Origin of the sequence: Nocardia sp. NBC_01377 (genome assembly GCF_045040005.1) — a bacterium.
GTDB classification, from domain to species: domain Bacteria; phylum Actinomycetota; class Actinomycetes; order Mycobacteriales; family Mycobacteriaceae; genus Nocardia; species Nocardia noduli.
Window position 1 is genome coordinate 8,430,732 of record NZ_CP109566.1, and the last position, 15,356, is coordinate 8,446,087.

The 15,356-nt window shown below is 67.3% G+C and carries 12 protein-coding genes; 10 read left to right on the forward strand and 2 right to left on the reverse strand.

Annotation, left to right across the window (positions count from 1 at the left end):
- The first annotated feature begins 5 nt into the window (after positions 1-5).
- The 5 genes from OG225_RS38675 to OG225_RS38695 all read left to right on the forward strand — a co-directional run bounded on the left by OG225_RS38675 (position 6) and on the right by OG225_RS38695 (position 7,383).
- A complete protein-coding gene (locus OG225_RS38675; protein ID WP_405179589.1) occupies positions 6-965 on the forward strand; it encodes an ATP-binding cassette domain-containing protein in 960 nt (319 codons plus the stop codon).
- Entirely contained in the window at positions 962-1,750 is a 789-nt protein-coding gene (locus OG225_RS38680) for an ABC transporter permease (RefSeq protein ID WP_405179590.1), read from the forward strand. Before OG225_RS38675 ends, OG225_RS38680 begins: the two co-directional genes overlap by 4 nt.
- On the forward strand, positions 1,747-2,535 hold the full coding sequence (locus OG225_RS38685; protein ID WP_405179591.1) for an ABC transporter permease: 789 nt from the start codon (positions 1,747-1,749) through the stop codon (positions 2,533-2,535). The genes OG225_RS38680 and OG225_RS38685 overlap by 4 nt, the downstream gene beginning before the upstream one ends.
- Positions 2,536-2,643: 108 nt before the next feature.
- Positions 2,644-6,186 (forward strand): amino acid adenylation domain-containing protein, encoded by a 3,543-nt coding sequence (locus OG225_RS38690; protein ID WP_405179592.1) that lies wholly within the window; start codon positions 2,644-2,646, stop codon positions 6,184-6,186.
- Positions 6,187-6,306: 120 nt separating this feature from the next.
- Positions 6,307-7,383, forward strand: coding sequence for a DUF6545 domain-containing protein (locus tag OG225_RS38695; protein WP_405179593.1), 1,077 nt, complete (start codon positions 6,307-6,309; stop codon positions 7,381-7,383).
- Here the strand turns inward: OG225_RS38695 and OG225_RS38700 are convergent.
- Entirely contained in the window at positions 7,358-8,737 is a 1,380-nt protein-coding gene (locus OG225_RS38700) for a SagB family peptide dehydrogenase (protein ID WP_405179594.1), read from the reverse strand. The genes OG225_RS38695 and OG225_RS38700 overlap by 26 nt on opposite strands.
- Before the next feature lie 203 nt (positions 8,738-8,940).
- On the opposite strand from OG225_RS38700, the gene OG225_RS38705 reads away from it, so the two are divergent.
- Positions 8,941-10,722: an MFS transporter gene (locus tag OG225_RS38705; protein ID WP_405179595.1), complete on the forward strand. Its 1,782-nt coding sequence runs from the start codon at positions 8,941-8,943 to the stop codon at positions 10,720-10,722.
- Positions 10,723-10,770: 48 nt separating this feature from the next.
- On the opposite strand, the gene OG225_RS38710 is transcribed toward OG225_RS38705, so the two are convergent.
- Positions 10,771-12,819: a M13 family metallopeptidase gene (locus OG225_RS38710; RefSeq protein ID WP_405179596.1), complete on the reverse strand. Its 2,049-nt coding sequence runs from the start codon at positions 12,817-12,819 to the stop codon at positions 10,771-10,773.
- Positions 12,820-13,180: 361 nt separating this feature from the next.
- Between OG225_RS38710 and rplN the strand changes: the two genes are divergently transcribed.
- From rplN to OG225_RS38730, 4 genes are read left to right on the forward strand one after another with little or no spacing between them, the layout of a single operon-like run.
- Positions 13,181-13,549, forward strand: coding sequence for a 50S ribosomal protein L14 (gene rplN, locus OG225_RS38715; protein ID WP_109525394.1), 369 nt, complete (start codon positions 13,181-13,183; stop codon positions 13,547-13,549).
- A gap of 1 nt (position 13,550) precedes the next feature.
- Complete coding sequence (rplX, locus tag OG225_RS38720; protein ID WP_109525395.1) at positions 13,551-13,868, forward strand: 50S ribosomal protein L24; 318 nt, start codon at positions 13,551-13,553, stop codon at positions 13,866-13,868.
- A gap of 1 nt (position 13,869) precedes the next feature.
- Entirely contained in the window at positions 13,870-14,466 is a 597-nt protein-coding gene (gene rplE / locus OG225_RS38725) for a 50S ribosomal protein L5 (RefSeq protein ID WP_405179597.1), read from the forward strand.
- Between the two features lie 4 nt (positions 14,467-14,470).
- Entirely contained in the window at positions 14,471-14,656 is a 186-nt protein-coding gene (locus tag OG225_RS38730; protein ID WP_109525397.1) for a type Z 30S ribosomal protein S14, read from the forward strand.
- Positions 14,657-15,356 lie beyond the last annotated feature (700 nt).

Sequence of the window (15,356 nt, forward strand, 5' to 3'; positions counted from 1 at the left end):
CGACCATGCCGGATCAGGCGATCGTCGTCGAGGACGTGCGCAAATCCTTCGGAGCCGTAGAAGCGTTGCGCGGGGTCACCTTCGGGGTGGAGCAGGGCACGGTGCTCGGTGTGCTCGGGCCGAACGGCGCGGGTAAGACCACCACCGTGTCGGTGCTGTCCACCCTGGTCGAACCCGATTCCGGCCGTGCCACGGTCATGGGGTTCGACGTGGTGAAGCAGGCGGCCCGGGTGCGCTCGGAGATCATGCTCACCGGCCAGTACGCCGCACTCGACGAAATGCTCACCGGCAGAGAGAATCTGGTCCTGTTCGGACGACTGATGGGCCTGCGCCGCAAGGCCGCGGCACAGCGGGCCGCCGAACTGCTCGAGGAGTTCTCGCTGACCGAATCCGCCGATCGGCGGGTCGGTCAGTACTCCGGCGGTATGCGCAGACGTATCGATATCGCCTGCGGCCTGGTGCGGCCACCGCGCGTGGTCTTCCTCGATGAGCCGACCACCGGACTCGATCCGGTCAGCAGGCAGGGGCTGTGGTCGCTGATCCGTTCGCTCAAGGCACAGGGCGTGACGATTCTGCTCACCACGCAGTACCTCGAAGAGGCGGACGCGTTGAGCGACAACATCATCGTGATCGACAAGGGTCGCGTCATCGCGGAGGGCACCGCCGACCAGCTCAAGGCGCGTTCGGGATCGAGCTACTGCGAGGTGGTTCCGGTCGACGCGGGGGATGTGCCCGCGGTGGTGACGGCGCTGTCCGGACTCGGCGCGGTCACCGTCGCCGAATCGGCGGACCGGGTCGCGCTGCCCGCGCCGGACGGTGCGGTGACGCTGTCGGAGGCGCTGAACCGGATCAACGCCGCCGGTATCGAATTGATCGATATCGCGCTGCGCCGCCCGTCGCTGGACGAGGTCTTCATCGAATTGACCAAACCCGGCGCGTTGGCCGAATCCGGGGTGCCGTCGTGACGGTTTCCTCGGTGCCGATCCCCGGGGACGAGTCGCGCATCCCGGCATCGACCCAGTGGAGCGCGCTGAGCGGCCGCGGTATCCGCACGACGGTGCGCGAAGGTGATCTCGCGCTGGCCTTCTCGGCCCCGCTGGTGTTCTACCTGTGCTTCTACGTGCCGCTGCGGCGGTCGATGGAGGCGGGCGGCATCGACTACGCCCAGTATCTGCTGCCGCTGATCGCGGTGTACGCCATGTTCTTCACCGGGATGTTCGCCGGGGACCGCGCGGCGCGCGAGGTCGTCGGCGGCATGGCCACCCGGCTGCGCGCGATGCCGGTACCCGCGTGGGTGCCGCTGACGGCGCGGATGTCGGCGAACGCGGTGCGCGCGCTCGCGGCGCTCGCGGGTTCGCTGGTGATCGGCACCGTCTTCGGCTTCCGGTTCCACGATGTCGGTGCGGCGCTGGTTTTCGTCGCGGTCGCGCTGGCCTTCGGCACCGCCCTCGTACTCAACACCGACGCGCTCGGCACCGTGACCAGGAATTCCGATCTCAGCGGCACCGTACTCTTCGGCCCGCAACTGCTGCTCGTCATGACCTCAACGGGTTTCGTTCCGGCGGAGGGGTTTCCGGGGTGGATCCAGCCGTGGGTCCGCAACCAGCCGGTATCGCAGGTGACCGACGCGCTGCGCGAACTGGCCGACGGCCGGTTCACCGCGACCCTCGGCGTCGCCGCGATCTGGATCGCCGGACTGCTGGTCCTCGGCGCCACCTTCGCGGTGCTGGCACAGGGACGGCGATCGTGACCACAGTCGACCATCCGCCCGCGCCGTCGTTGCTCTCGCAGAGCCTGATCGAGGCGGGCAGGCTGCTGCGGCGGTGGTCGCGGCAACCCGACGTCATCACTACCACGCTCGTGCTGCCGATTCTGCTGCTTCTGATGTACGAACTGGTTCTGGCGAAATCGCTGGACTCGGCCTCCGATGTCGATCCCACCTACGGTTTCGTGCCGATGATCGCGGTGGCCGGGGCGATGTACGGCGCGACCGGCACCGGCATGTCGCTGTTCCGCGAGCGGGAGAACGGACTGTTGCGCAGGTTCTGGGTGCTGCCGATCCACCGCGCCACCGGTCTGGCGGGCCGCCTGATCGCCGAATGCGCGCGCGCCGCCGCCGCGACCGCCGTGGTGCTGGTGGTCGGTGTCGTACTCGGGTTGCGGTTCCAGCAGGGTTTGCTCGGGGCGCTCGGCGTGCTAGCGGTACCGGTGATCGTGATCATCGGCTTCGCACCGCTGGTGATCGTGGTCGGGGTGAGCCGCGCGGGCGACAAGGTCGTGCAGTTCTTCGCCATCGTGGTGCTGCTCGGCATGTTCTTCAATTCGGGATTCGTTCCGGTGGACAACTATCCGGGCTGGTTGCAGCCGGTCGTGCGATGGCAGCCGATGAGCTGTGCCATCGACGCCATGCGCGGGTTCACCCTCGGCGGTCCCATCGCGACCCCGCTGTTGTGGACGGTCGTCTGGTCGATCGGCCTGGTCCTCGTCTTCGGCGCGCTGGCGGTACGCGGGTACCGCAAGGCCGCGCGTAGCTGAGCGCCGATCCGGAAAGATAGGTTAGGCAACCCTATCTAAATGCGTTAAGCTGCCTCTCGGGCAGACTCGATCCGCCGGAAGCGGCGGCAGGCAAGGAGTGACAGCGGCATGGAGTCGGCACGGCAGCCGGGTGACGGCACGTCGAGTATCAGCAGGGACGAGATCAGGGCCGCCGTGGCGGGTCAACTCGGTATCGCGGCGGGCGATTTCGCCGATCACGACGATCTCATCCAGCTGGGCCTGGACTCGATCCGCACGATGAAACTCGCGGGCGGCTGGCGCAAACGCGGAGCCGACATCAATTTCGCGCAACTCGCCGCCACTCCGACGGTGGAGTCGTGGCACGCGCTGCTCGGCGTCGACGCCGCCGGTGCGCAGGCCGAGGCGGTCGAAGAACGGTCCTCGGTCGAACCGGAGGCCACCGACACCACCGATACCACCGATACCTCGGACGCGCCGTTCCCGCTGGCCACCATGCAGCACGCGTACTGGATCGGGCGGTCCGACGAACAGGAACTCGGCGGCGTCGCGGCCCACCTCTACGTCGAATTCGACGGCGGCCGTATCGATCCGGTGCGCCTCGAACGCGCGGTGACCGATCTGATCGCCGCGCACCCGATGCTGCGAACCAGATTCCTGCCCGACGGCACCCAGCAGACAATGCCGAAGCCCGGCCGACCGGTTTTCGCCGTGGTCGATCTGCGCGGTGCGACCTGCGAAGCGACCGAGGCCGCCCTGCTGGAACTGCGCGACCGCAAGACCCACCAGCGCCTCGCCATCGAAGACGGCCAGGTCATCGACATCGCGCTCACCCTGCGCGACGAGGACAGCGCCAGACTGCATCTCGACGTCGACATGCTGGCGGGCGACGCGATGAGCTACCGCGTGCTGATCTCCGAACTCGCCGAGCTCTACCACGGCGCGACCGTGTCGGCCCCCGGCTACACCTATCGCCGGTACCGCACCGAACGCGACGGCAACACCGCCGCCCGCGAACGCGACCGGCGATGGTGGCAACAGCGCCTGCCGGAACTGCCGGGCGCGCCGGAACTTCCGACCGTCCCCGTCGGGGACCGCAGCGCACCCGAGCGCACGGTCCGCTACGACCACTGGCTGGCGCCCGAGGCCAAGGACCGACTGCTCGCCGCGGCGCATCAGCGCGGCATCACCCCGGCCATGGCCTTGGCGGCGATCTTCGCCGAGACCATCGGCGGCTGGTCCGCGCAGAGCACATTCCTGTTGAACGTCCCGCTGTTCCACCGCGAGCCGGTGCATCCCGAAATCGACCGGGTGATCGGTGATTTCACCTCCTCGATCATGCTCGAGGTCGACGTCACCGAGAACATGTCGGTGGCCGAACGGGCCGCCGCGTTGCAGCGCGCCATGCACGAAAGCGGCGCGCACACCGCCTATTCCGGTCTGGAGGTGCTGCGTGATCTGGGCAGGCATCGCGGCGAACCGGTACTGGCCCCCGTCGTCTACACCAGCGCGCTGAACCTGGGCGAACTGTTCGCCGACCGGGTCACCGAAACCTTCGGCGAACCGGTGTGGATCATCTCGCAGGGCCCGCAGGTCCTGCTCGACGCCCAGGTCACCGAGGTGCGCGGCGGTCTGCTGCTCAACTGGGACGTTCGCGAGTCGGCGTTCCCGCCCGGTCTGGTCGACGCGATGTTCGACCACTACACCAAGGCGATCGGGCGGCTCGGCGACGGCGAGGCGGGCTGGAACGCCGAAGCCGCGGTCCGGCTGCCGCGCGCGCAGGTCGAGGTCAGGGCCGCGGTCAACGCGACCGACGGCCCGGTCAGCGGGCGCTGCCTACACGAGGGTTTCTTCGACTACGCCGGATACACCCCCGGCGCTCCCGCCGTGGTGTGGGGCCTCGGACCCGAGACGGGCCGATGGACCTACGGCGAACTCGCCACCCGCGCGCTCGCCGTCGCCGGGGCGCTGAAAGCCGAAGGCGTGCGGCCCGGTGACGCCGTCGCGGTCCAGCTGCCCAAGGGCCCGAATCAGATCCTGGCCGTCCTCGGTGTCCTCGCCGCGGGCGCGACCTACGTGCCCATCGGCTTCGATCAGCCGGTCGGCAGGCGTGCCGAAATCCTGCGCACCGGCGCGATCGTCGCGGCGTTGACGGTCCCCGGTGCGGATATGGGCGTGCCGATCCCGTGCCTGAGCATCGATGCCGCGAGCGAGTACGCGCAACCCCTCCCCGCACCGGTCGTGCCCGAGACCGACGCGATCGCCTACGTGATCTTCACCTCCGGTTCCACGGGTGTGCCCAAGGGCGTCGATGTGCCGCACCGGGGCGCGATGAACACCATCGACGCGGTCAACGAATGGTTCGACGTCGGGGACGCCGATCGCGTACTCGCCCTGTCCGCGTTGGAATTCGACGCGTCGGTCTACGACATCTTCGGCATGTTCGCCGTCGGCGGTTCGATCGTCGCCGTCGACCCCGAGCAGCGCGCCGAAGCCACCAGTTGGGTGGAATTGCTACGCCACCACCGTGTCTCGATCCTGAACTGCGTGCCGAGCATGCTCGACATGATCCTGGAGATCGGCGGTGACCGGCTGGGCGATTCGCTGCGGGCGGTGACGCTCGGCGGCGACTGGGTCGGCGCGGATCTGGCGCGGCGGCTGGCCGCCCAGGTGCCGGGCGCCCGCTTCTCCGGATTGGGCGGGGCCACCGAGACATCCATCCACAACACCATCTGCGAGGTCGTCGGCGAACCGCCCACCGAGTGGGCGACGGTGCCGTTCGGAATTCCGCTGCGCAATGTGCGGTGCCGGGTCGTCTCGCCTGCCGGGCGGGACTGCCCCGACTGGGTGCCTGGCGAATTCTGGGTCGGCGGAGCCAATGTCGCCGCGGGCTATCGCAACGATCCCGAACGCACCGCCGAGCGATTCGTCGAATACGAGGGTTTGCGCTGGTACCGGACCGGCGATATGGCCAGATACTGGCCCGACGGCACCATCGAATTCCTCGGCCGCGCCGATCACCAGGTGCAGATCCGCGGCTACCGGGTCGAACTCGGTGAGGTGGAGAGCGCGTTGCGCACGGTGCCCGGTGTGCGGCACGCCGTCGCGGCCGTCGTCGGCGCGGGCGCGCCCACACTGGTCGCCGCGATCGCGGGGGACAGCGACGCCGTCGGCGACATCACCGTCGGCGACATCACCGCAGCCGTCGCGGATCTTCTGCCCGGCTACATGATTCCGACCAGGGTCGAATACCTCGATCGGATGCCACTCACCGATAACGGCAAACTGGATCGAAGGGCCGTGATCACGCTCCTCGAACCGGGTGCGGGCGATACCGCGAACAGTGCAGCGCGCAACGAGGTCGAGGCCGCGCTCGCCGATATCGTCGCCGGGGTACTCGGCGCGGAATCGGTCGGCGTGCACGACGACTTCTTCGCTCTCGGCGGCGATTCGGTGCTGGCCACCACGGTCATCGCGAGGGTCAGGGCATGGCTGGAGGTCGACCACGCGCTGGTCGCCGATATCTTCGCGACCCGTACCGTCGCGAGTCTGGCCGAGCGGCTCGGTAAACGCGAAGCCGATCGTTGCACCCCGGACCGGCTGCCCGCCGTCGCGCGCCTCTACCTCGAGGTCGCCGCGATGTCGGACGAGGAGATCCTCGCCGAGGCCTGAGCCGATGGCGGGGCACCGCACCCGGCGGTGCGTTCGGTGGCGCGCGCGCCTATCGTTTCGGTCCATGAGGAATCCGGCCGTTGGCGTAACCGGGGTGGCGGCCGAGCGGGATACGCGCTCGTGACGGGCGTACCCGTCCTTCCGGTGCTGGTGATCACCGCTTTCGCGATCGTGGTCACCATCCTGCGGTTGTTCTTCGTGCGCGACAGCGCGGTCGATCGCCTGATCAATCGGGCGCTCGGTCTGGCCGGGGCGGGCATGCTCATCGCGCTGGCGACCACGTGGTCCGCAGTTCCCGTTGTCGTCGGCCACCTGGGCGCGATCACCGGGTTCTTCACCGCGAGCGCGATATACGGTGCGGCGCGGATGTTCGACGCCGGGAGCGGGCAGGGCGCCTACCGTCGTCAGCGCCGATACGACCTGGTCGCCCTGTGCGGATCGGCGTCGACCGTGCTGGTCAATCTGGCGGTCGTGCTGCACCTGATACCGGTGGAACTCTCGTCGCGCTGGCACAGTATCTGCTCCGCCACCTCGGGTCTGCCGCTCGCGGTGTCCGGATTCCTGCTGATGCGCGCGAGTCTGCGTGAGGTCCGCTCCGCCGATACCCCGATGGTCGAACGGGTCGCCTACGGCGCGCTGATCTGCGTGGGCGTGTTCTGGAGTTGTTACTCGGTGGCACTGGTCGTGCTGTACGGGATGGGGGTCCGGCCGGACGATCCGGGAAAGGGCTTGGCGCTGGCCGGGTTCACCTCCCTCGCCGTCATCACGACGCTGCTGGCGATCCCGCTGGCGCGCATGGCGGCGGTAGGGCTCGGGTGGGACCGGGACAGCCGGGATTGCCGCAGGTTGCGTCCGCTGTGGTCCGCGCTCACCGCAGCGGTGCCCCACGTCGCGTTGACCCCCGACGACACGCCTCGCGAACCGGCCGAGCGTCGATACCGGATGGCGATCGAGATCCGCGACGCGCTGCTACATCTGCGCAGGCAGGCCGACGGTGATCACGACGACGACATCGGCCGCCGCGCCTTGGTGATCCTGGGCGGCGCGCAGCTCGGACTCCCCGCGCGTTCGAGCGCGGACAGCCACGATGTGGAATTGCGCCATCTCTTGGCACTGGCGGATCGGTGGCCCGAGGCCGAACTGGCCTACATCGCCACCGATCGCTCGGGGCTCAGCGCGGTGCCGGGGAACCGATGATCATGCTCCCGACGCTGCATTCCTCCAGCTCGTCGACACCGGCCGCCGAGACGAAGGCGGCGGTATCGCCGAACCCCTGGGCGCACGCGCCGAGGCCCATCGCCGTCGACGCCAGGTAGATGGTCTGCATCAGCACGCCGACATGTTTGAGGATGGCGGCGTAGGCGACCTGCTCGTAGGTCCACATGACCCGTCCGGAGCGGGCCGCCATGATGAGCAGCACCTGCGGATCGGCGCCCTCGGCCAACGTCGCGCGCGTCGACTTCAGCAGCCGTGACACCGCGGGCGAATCCGCGTCGGCGACCGGCCGCAGCACATGGTCGAACGAGTCGTAGTGATACATGCCCGGCGCCAACCCGGCGACGTTACGCACCACCGGGTACAGCTCGAGTTCGTAGACACCGCCGCCGGAGGGGTAGGGCCGCGAGAGGAGTTCCTCGCCTTCGCCGACGGTCTGGCTGCCGCGCGTGCGTCCCGTGCGGTAGAGCAGTTCGGCCAACTGCTCCACCGAGATCGGGCGCGCGTCATCGAATGCCCGCGTCGACACCCGGTCCTCGAGGACGGCCGTGAAACTCGGATCCTGCTCGCGTCTGGCGGTCAGATCCGGTGTGGTCAGCGCGACCGGCTCGCCCGGGTAGTTCGGCTTGCGCGCCGCAGGCTGCGGGAACTGGCCCTTACCCCATTTGGTCGGGCCGAAATGTTCCCAGGTGACGGTGCGTTCGCCGAGCGTGCTGCGACGGTGGAACCACAGATCGGGCGCGCTCCAGCTGCGGGTGCCGAACTCGCGGTCCTCGCTGGTCTCGTCCGGAACCATGAATCCGCACCAGTGCAGGTCTTCGGCGAATTGCGTCTTCACCGCGATCGGCACGTTGGCGTCGGCCGCGCCCGGCCCGTCGAGCAGGGCGAGCAGTCGGGGGTCGTGGATCCGCAGATCGCACCAGCCGCGCGGGTGCTCGAGGACGAAACCTTCCGAATCCCGGTGCAGTACCGCGAATTTCGACAGCGTCGCGGACCAGCGCGGCGGGGTCGTCGGGCGCGGGGCGGGCTGGCCGAACGGGCGGATCGTATACAGGTCGCGTCCGCTGTCGCGGACGGTGACCGCGAGCCAGCCCGCGTCGGCGAGCCGATCCATCAGGCCCGCCACATCGGCGCCGTCCGCTCCGGCCGCCATCTCGGCGACGGTCGCGGGCCCTTTGTTCAGGGTTTTGAGCGCGTGGAGTTGTCCGCCCGCGAGGCCGGTCAGCTTCTCGTTGTGCGGTGGGTTCAGCAGTATCGCGCCCGCCGGTGTGGTCAGGCAGGTGACGCCGGTGCGCAGCGCGAACCTGGTCTGTTCGGGATATGTGACGGCGGACAAGCCGCTTACCTCCGCTGGTCGAGCCGATCTGGGCGAGACATCCCCGGCTCGGCACGGAGCCGACAGGGCAAGTCAGCCAAGCCTAACCTATTCAACCCCTCCCGCCGAAGGGGTGGTCCGGGTCCGAATGGCGGGATCGCGACTTGATCGTTACATACGCTAATTATATAGTTTGCTGAGGTAAATATCTCCGAAGGGCTGCCGTGACCAATCAATCCGTCGATCTCGACCAGGGCGATGTCCGGACCATCCGGCGCCGACTTCGCTACGACCGTGACCATCCCCGCTACAAATGGATCGTGCTGACCAACACCACCCTCGGGGTGTTGCTCACCGCCGTCAACTCGTCCATCCTGCTGATCTCGCTGCCCGCCATCTTCCGCGGAATCGGCCTGAATCCGCTGGACGCGGGCAATGTCGGCTATCTGCTGTGGATGCTGATGGGATATCTGCTCGCCACCGCCGTCCTCGTCGTCATGTTCGGGCGGCTCGGCGATATCTACGGCAGGGTGCGGATCTACAACCTCGGCTTCACGGTATTCGCGATCTGCGCCGTCGCGCTGTCCTTCGACCCGTGGCACGGCGGGGCCGGGGCGATGTGGATCATCGTCTGGCGGGTGGTGCAGGGTGTCGGCGGCGCCATGCTGATGGCGAACGCCTCGGCGATCCTGACCGACGCCTTCCCGGCCAATCAGCGCGGCACCGCACTGGGGATCAATATGGTCGCCGCGGTGGCCGGATCATTCCTCGGCCTGCTCATCGGCGGTGTGCTCTCCGAATGGGATTGGCGCGCGGTGTTCTGGGTGAGCGTCCCGATCGGCATCATCGGCGCGGTGTGGTCGTATCGCTCATTGCACGAAGTGGGTGTGCGTACCTCGGGCAGGCTGGACTGGGCGGGCACCATCACCTTCGGTCTCGGTCTCACCGCCCTGCTCACCGGCATCACCTATGGAATCCAGCCGCACGGCGGCCACGCCACCGGCTGGACCAGCCCCTTCGTCCTGGGCTCCGTCCTCGGTGGGCTCGCCCTGCTCGTCGCGTTCTGCGTGGTGGAGAAACGCGTCGCACAACCCATGTTCGACCTCGCGCTGTTCCGCAACCGCGCGTTCGGACTCGGAAATTTCGCGAATCTGATGGCCTCCATCGGCCGCGGCGGCATGCAGTTCATGCTGATCATCTGGTTGCAGGGCATCTGGTTGCCGCTGCACGGGTACGACTTCGAGACGACTCCGCTGTGGGCAGGTATCTACCTGCTGCCGCTGACCGTGGGCTTCCTGGCCGCCGGGCCGGTATCGGGCTGGCTCTCCGATCGCTACGGCGCGCGCCTGCTCACCACCGGCGGCGCGCTGCTCACCGGCCTCACCTTCATCCTGATGCTCGTCATCCCCGTCGATTTCGACTACTGGGTCTTCGCGCTGATCATCCTGCTCAACGGTATCGGCAGTGGACTGTTCCTCTCGCCCAACACCGCCGCCATCATGTCGAGCGTGCCCGCGTCGCAGCGCGGGGCCGCGTCGGGAATGCGCGGCACGCTGTTCAACGGCGGCAATGCCCTGTCCATGGGAATCTTCTTCTCCCTCATGGTCGTCGGCCTCGCGGCGACCCTGCCGTCGGCCCTCGACGCGGGCCTGCGCGCCCAGGGCGTCTCGGCGGGAGCGGCCTCGGAACTGGCGGGGATGCCGCCGGTGGCGAGTATGTTCGCCGCCTTCCTCGGCTTCAATCCGATCGAGGAACTACTCGGCCCTTCGGGCGAATTGAGCAAACCCGGCGTGAACGCCGACGTGCTGACCGGTCAGGAATTCTTCCCGAACCTGCTCACCGGGCCGTTCCACTCCGGACTGGTCGTGGTCTTCATCGCGGCCGCCGTCATGATGCTGTTCGCGGCCTTCGCCTCCTGGTTCGCGGGTAACGACCGCGCGCGCGACGAGGACGAGGAACTCGCCGAGGCCGACCGGGTCGTCCCGGTCCCGGTAGCGGCCCGCTGACCGGAACTCCCACCCCGGCGGCACGCGTGGCGTGCCGCCGGACGCGGTTCACAACGTGACGCGCTGATCCGCGGGCAGGAACAACTTGTCGGCCTCTAGCACCCCGAACGTGGTGTAGAACTCGGCGATGTTGCGGACCACCTGGTTGCACCGGAACTCGTTGGGGGAGTGAGTGTCCTGCAACAACTGGATGGTGTATTCGTCGGTCTGCTTCTCCCGCCATGCCCTCGCGTGGGCGAGGAACATCTCGCGGTAGTTCGGTTCGACGCCCTCGCGCCGCGCGGCGATCCGGTACGCGGCCAGCGCGATCTGCAATCCGCGCAGGTCGGCCAGGTTCTCGCCGACCGTGAGAGCCCCGTCGACGTGATAGGTGGCCGGATCGAGCCCCTCCGGGGTCAGCGCGTTGTACTGGCCGATGATCTGTTCGGTCTTCACCTCGAACGCGCGCAGATCCTCCGGGGTCCACCAGTCGCGCCGATTGCCGTCACCGTCGTATTTGGAACCCTGGTCGTCGAAGCCGTGGCCGATCTCGTGGCCGATCGTCGCACCCACCGCGCCGAAATTGACCGCGGTGGTGGCGTCCTTGTCGAAGAACGGCGGTTGCAGATAGGCGGCGGGAAAGACGATCTCGTTGTTGGTCGGGGAGTAGTAGGCGTTCACCGTCTGCGGCGACATCGACCACTCCGCCTTGTCCACCGGATTGCCGAGCCGGTCGAAGGCCCGCTTCGACTCGAAGACATTGACCGCGCGCAGTGATTCGACCAGTTTGCCCGGCGTGATGACCAGCTTGGAGTAGTCGTCCCACTTGTCCGTGTAGCCGATCTTCACGTTCATCTTGTCGAGTTTGGCGATCGACGCGTCGCGGGTGGGCTGCGACATCCACGAGGAATGGGTGAAATTGTCCTTGTAGGCGGCCATCAGGTCGGCCACCATCTCCTTGGCCCGCTCCTTCGCCGCGGGCGGGAAGTGCTTGGCGACATACAGTTTGCCGAGCTGATCGCCGAGATTGTCGTCGACGACGCCGACCGCCGACTTCCACAGTTCCGGGCGTTCCTCCAGCCCGCTGAGCACCCTGCCCACGAAATCGAATCGGGCGTCGGAGATGGCCTTGGGCAGGAAGCGCGCGAACGACGCGGTCGTCTGCAATTTCAGGTACTCACGCCACTGCGCGATATCGACTTCCGTCCACAACCGGCCCGCCGCCGTGACATACGACGGCTGCCCGACGACCAGACGCTCGAACAGCGCCCGCGGCCGGTCGGTATTGCCCGCCATCCACGGTTCCCAGTCGAATTGGGGCGCGAGCGCGACCAATTCGGCCCAGCTCATCGGGTTGTAGGTAGCATCGGTATTACGCAGCCGGACATTGTCCCAGTGCGCCGCCGCCATCCTGGTCTCCAGCGCGACCACCCGCTGGGCCATGCCGACCGGATCGGGGAATCCCGCGCCAGCGGCCATCTTCTCCAGATACGTCTTGTAGCCCGCGAGCTGGGTGGCGAATTCGGGTTTGCGGTAGTACTGCTCACCGAGGCCGAGCCCGGATTGGCCGATGGTCGGGATATAGGCCGTCGAATTCTTCCGATCGATGCCGATGCCTATCCCGATCAGCCCGCCGATCGGCAGCTGCGCCATCACCTTGGCCAGATCGGCCTTGGTGGTCGCGCCGTCGATGGCGGCGTACAGATCGGCCAGCGGCGTCATGCCGAGCCGTTCGATCTCGTCGGTGTCCAGCCTGGCGTCGTAGAGATCGCGAATCTGCTGTTCCGGGGTACCCGACTTCGGATTCTCGATGCCCTCGATGATCGCGCGCAGCTGGTCGAGGGTGCGGTCGTTCGCCTCGGTGATCGCGCCGACCGTGGATTTGTCCGGCGGCAGCTTGTAGTCGCGCAGCCAGGTCCCGTTGACGTGCCGGTACAGATCGTCCTGCGGCCGGATCGCGTTGTCGGCACCGCCCATGTCGACGCCGGTCAGCCGTACCTGCTGGTTGTCCGAATCCGTCGAACAAGAAGCCAGGAAGGCGGCGGCGGGCGCGGCGACACCGAGCGCGACCAGGAAGGTACGGCGATCCAGTTGGACCGGACGACCGGATGATGTCACGAGAATCCTCTCCCCGATGCGGCGACGCCGCACGTGTTACGAAATGGCAGCCGGTATTCGGACCGAGGCTACCGGGGTGACGGGTGGCGGGCGCGAATTCACAGCGCCACCTCAGCTCGCGGCCACCGACCGGCTCCCGACCGACCCCGATTTTGGCCGGACCTGGGGCTTCGCCTATGCTTGACCGGTTGCCTGCGGGAGCTGTACCCGCAATCCGGCCGTGAACCCCCAGTGGTCGGCGTTCGAGTTTCCGCTCGGATCCGATGAAACCGCTGGTAGGCGCGCGTTCGGGTGGTGACATGACCATGCCCGTCGGGTCGGCAATCCGGCGTGCTTATACGTCCAGGTCAAGGAGGCTGAAGTGATTCAGCAGGAGTCGCGGCTGCGCGTCGCCGACAACACGGGAGCGAAGGAAATCCTTTGCATCCGCGTTCTCGGTGGTTCGTCGCGCCGCTATGCCGGAATCGGCGACATCATCGTCGCCACTGTCAAGGACGCCATCCCCGGTGGCAACGTCAAGCGGGGTGACGTCGTCAAGGCCGTCATCGTGCGCACCGTCAAGGAGCGCCGCCGTCCGGACGGTTCCTACATCAAGTTCGACGAGAACGCGGCCGTGCTGATCAAGCCGGACAACGATCCTCGCGGCACCCGCATCTTCGGCCCGGTCGGGCGCGAACTGCGCGACAAGAAGTTCATGAAGATCGTCTCGCTGGCTCCGGAGGTGCTCTGACATGAAGGTGCACAAGGGTGACACCGTTCTCGTCATCGCGGGCAAGGACAAGGGCGCCAAGGGCAAGGTCATCCAGGCCTACCCGGCGAACAACAAGGTCCTCGTCGAAGGCGTGAACCGGATCAAGAAGCACGTCGCGGATTCGGCCAACCAGCGCGGCGCCTCCTCGGGCGGCATCGTGACCCAGGAAGCTCCGATCCACGTGTCCAACGTGATGATCGTCGACTCGGACGGCAACCCGACTCGCGTCGGCTACCGCACCGACGAGGAGAGCGGCAAGCGCGTCCGGATCTCCCGTAAGAACGGGAAGGACATCTGATATGACCACCTCCGAGACTGTTGTATCCGGGAGCTCCGCAGGCTCCGCTCCTGCCCAGCCCCGGCTCAAGGCGCGCTACCGCGCCGAGATCAAGGACGCGCTGAACGGCGAGTTCAACTACGCCAACGTCATGCAGATCCCCGGCGTGGTCAAGGTCGTCGTGAACATGGGTGTCGGCGACGCCGCCCGTGACGCGAAGCTGATCAACGGCGCCGTCAAGGATCTCGAGCTGATCACCGGTCAGAAGCCGGAGATCCGCAAGGCGACCAAGTCCATCGCGCAGTTCAAGCTGCGTGAGGGTATGCCCATCGGCGCGAAGGTCACCCTGCGTGGCGATCGCATGTGGGAGTTCCTCGACCGCCTGGTCTCCATCGCGCTGCCCCGTATCCGCGACTTCCGCGGCCTGTCGCCGAAGCAGTTCGACGGCAACGGCAACTACACGTTCGGCCTGAGCGAGCAGTCGATGTTCCACGAGATCGACGTGGACTCCATCGACCGCCCGCGCGGTATGGACATCACCGTGGTCACCACCGCGACCAATAACGAAGAAGGCCGTGCCCTGCTCAAGCACCTCGGCTTCCCGTTCAAGGAGAACTGAGCACATGGCTAAGAAAGCACTGGTCAACAAGGCCAACGCCAAGCCGAAGTTCGCGGTCCGCGGCTACACCCGCTGCCAGCGCTGCGGTCGCCCGCACGCGGTCTTCCGCAAGTTCGGCCTCTGCCGCATCTGCCTGCGCGAAATGGCGCACCGCGGCGAGCTCCCCGGCGTGCACAAGAGCTCCTGGTGAGCCCGCGCCCGTAGTGGGCGCACCCAACTGAACACATCGTCAAGGCACGGACTAGTCGAGTCCGTGCCTTGACGCGTTCCGGTGGTGATCACGTGGCCGGGTGCCCGACCGCCTGGGAGGGAGCGGTGTTCCCGGATTCGTCCCGCGGTTCTCCGCATCAGGCGCAGGCGTGTGGGCTACGGTGGCGCGGTCGCCCATGGGTGCATGACTTCGATGTCTGAACAGGGCATATTGATTGGGAATGGGTAGTCGGCCCGGATCACGAGTGAGGTTGGGATCGGCGTGGGCGGATCACGGCGGTAAAAGACGCGTCCGCGACGAGCTTCTCGGTACAGTCGGTGATTCGCACCGGAACGTCGAACTCGATCGGTGTCCGGGCCACGATGTCGCTACGCACTTGCCCTACGAGGTCTGTGGCGAGTTCCGATGTCGCGAGGAACGGTCCGTGATCAGGCCTCGCCCGGGCGAGGTAGTCGATTTTGCCGCCCCTGGCCACGACGAAGGTCTCATTCAGTAGGTCACCGATGTGGAGAGGGCTGCGCCCATCGCCGCGGTCTCGGCGAGGCCGAACAGCAGCGGGCGTGCAGATCACCGTTCTGGTTGGGGTGTTCGGAACCTGGATCGATCGATACGACATTGCGGCCCGCTGCGAAATCTATGCCTACATTCCCGCGTAGCGATTGAATCCGAGTTCTGCAAA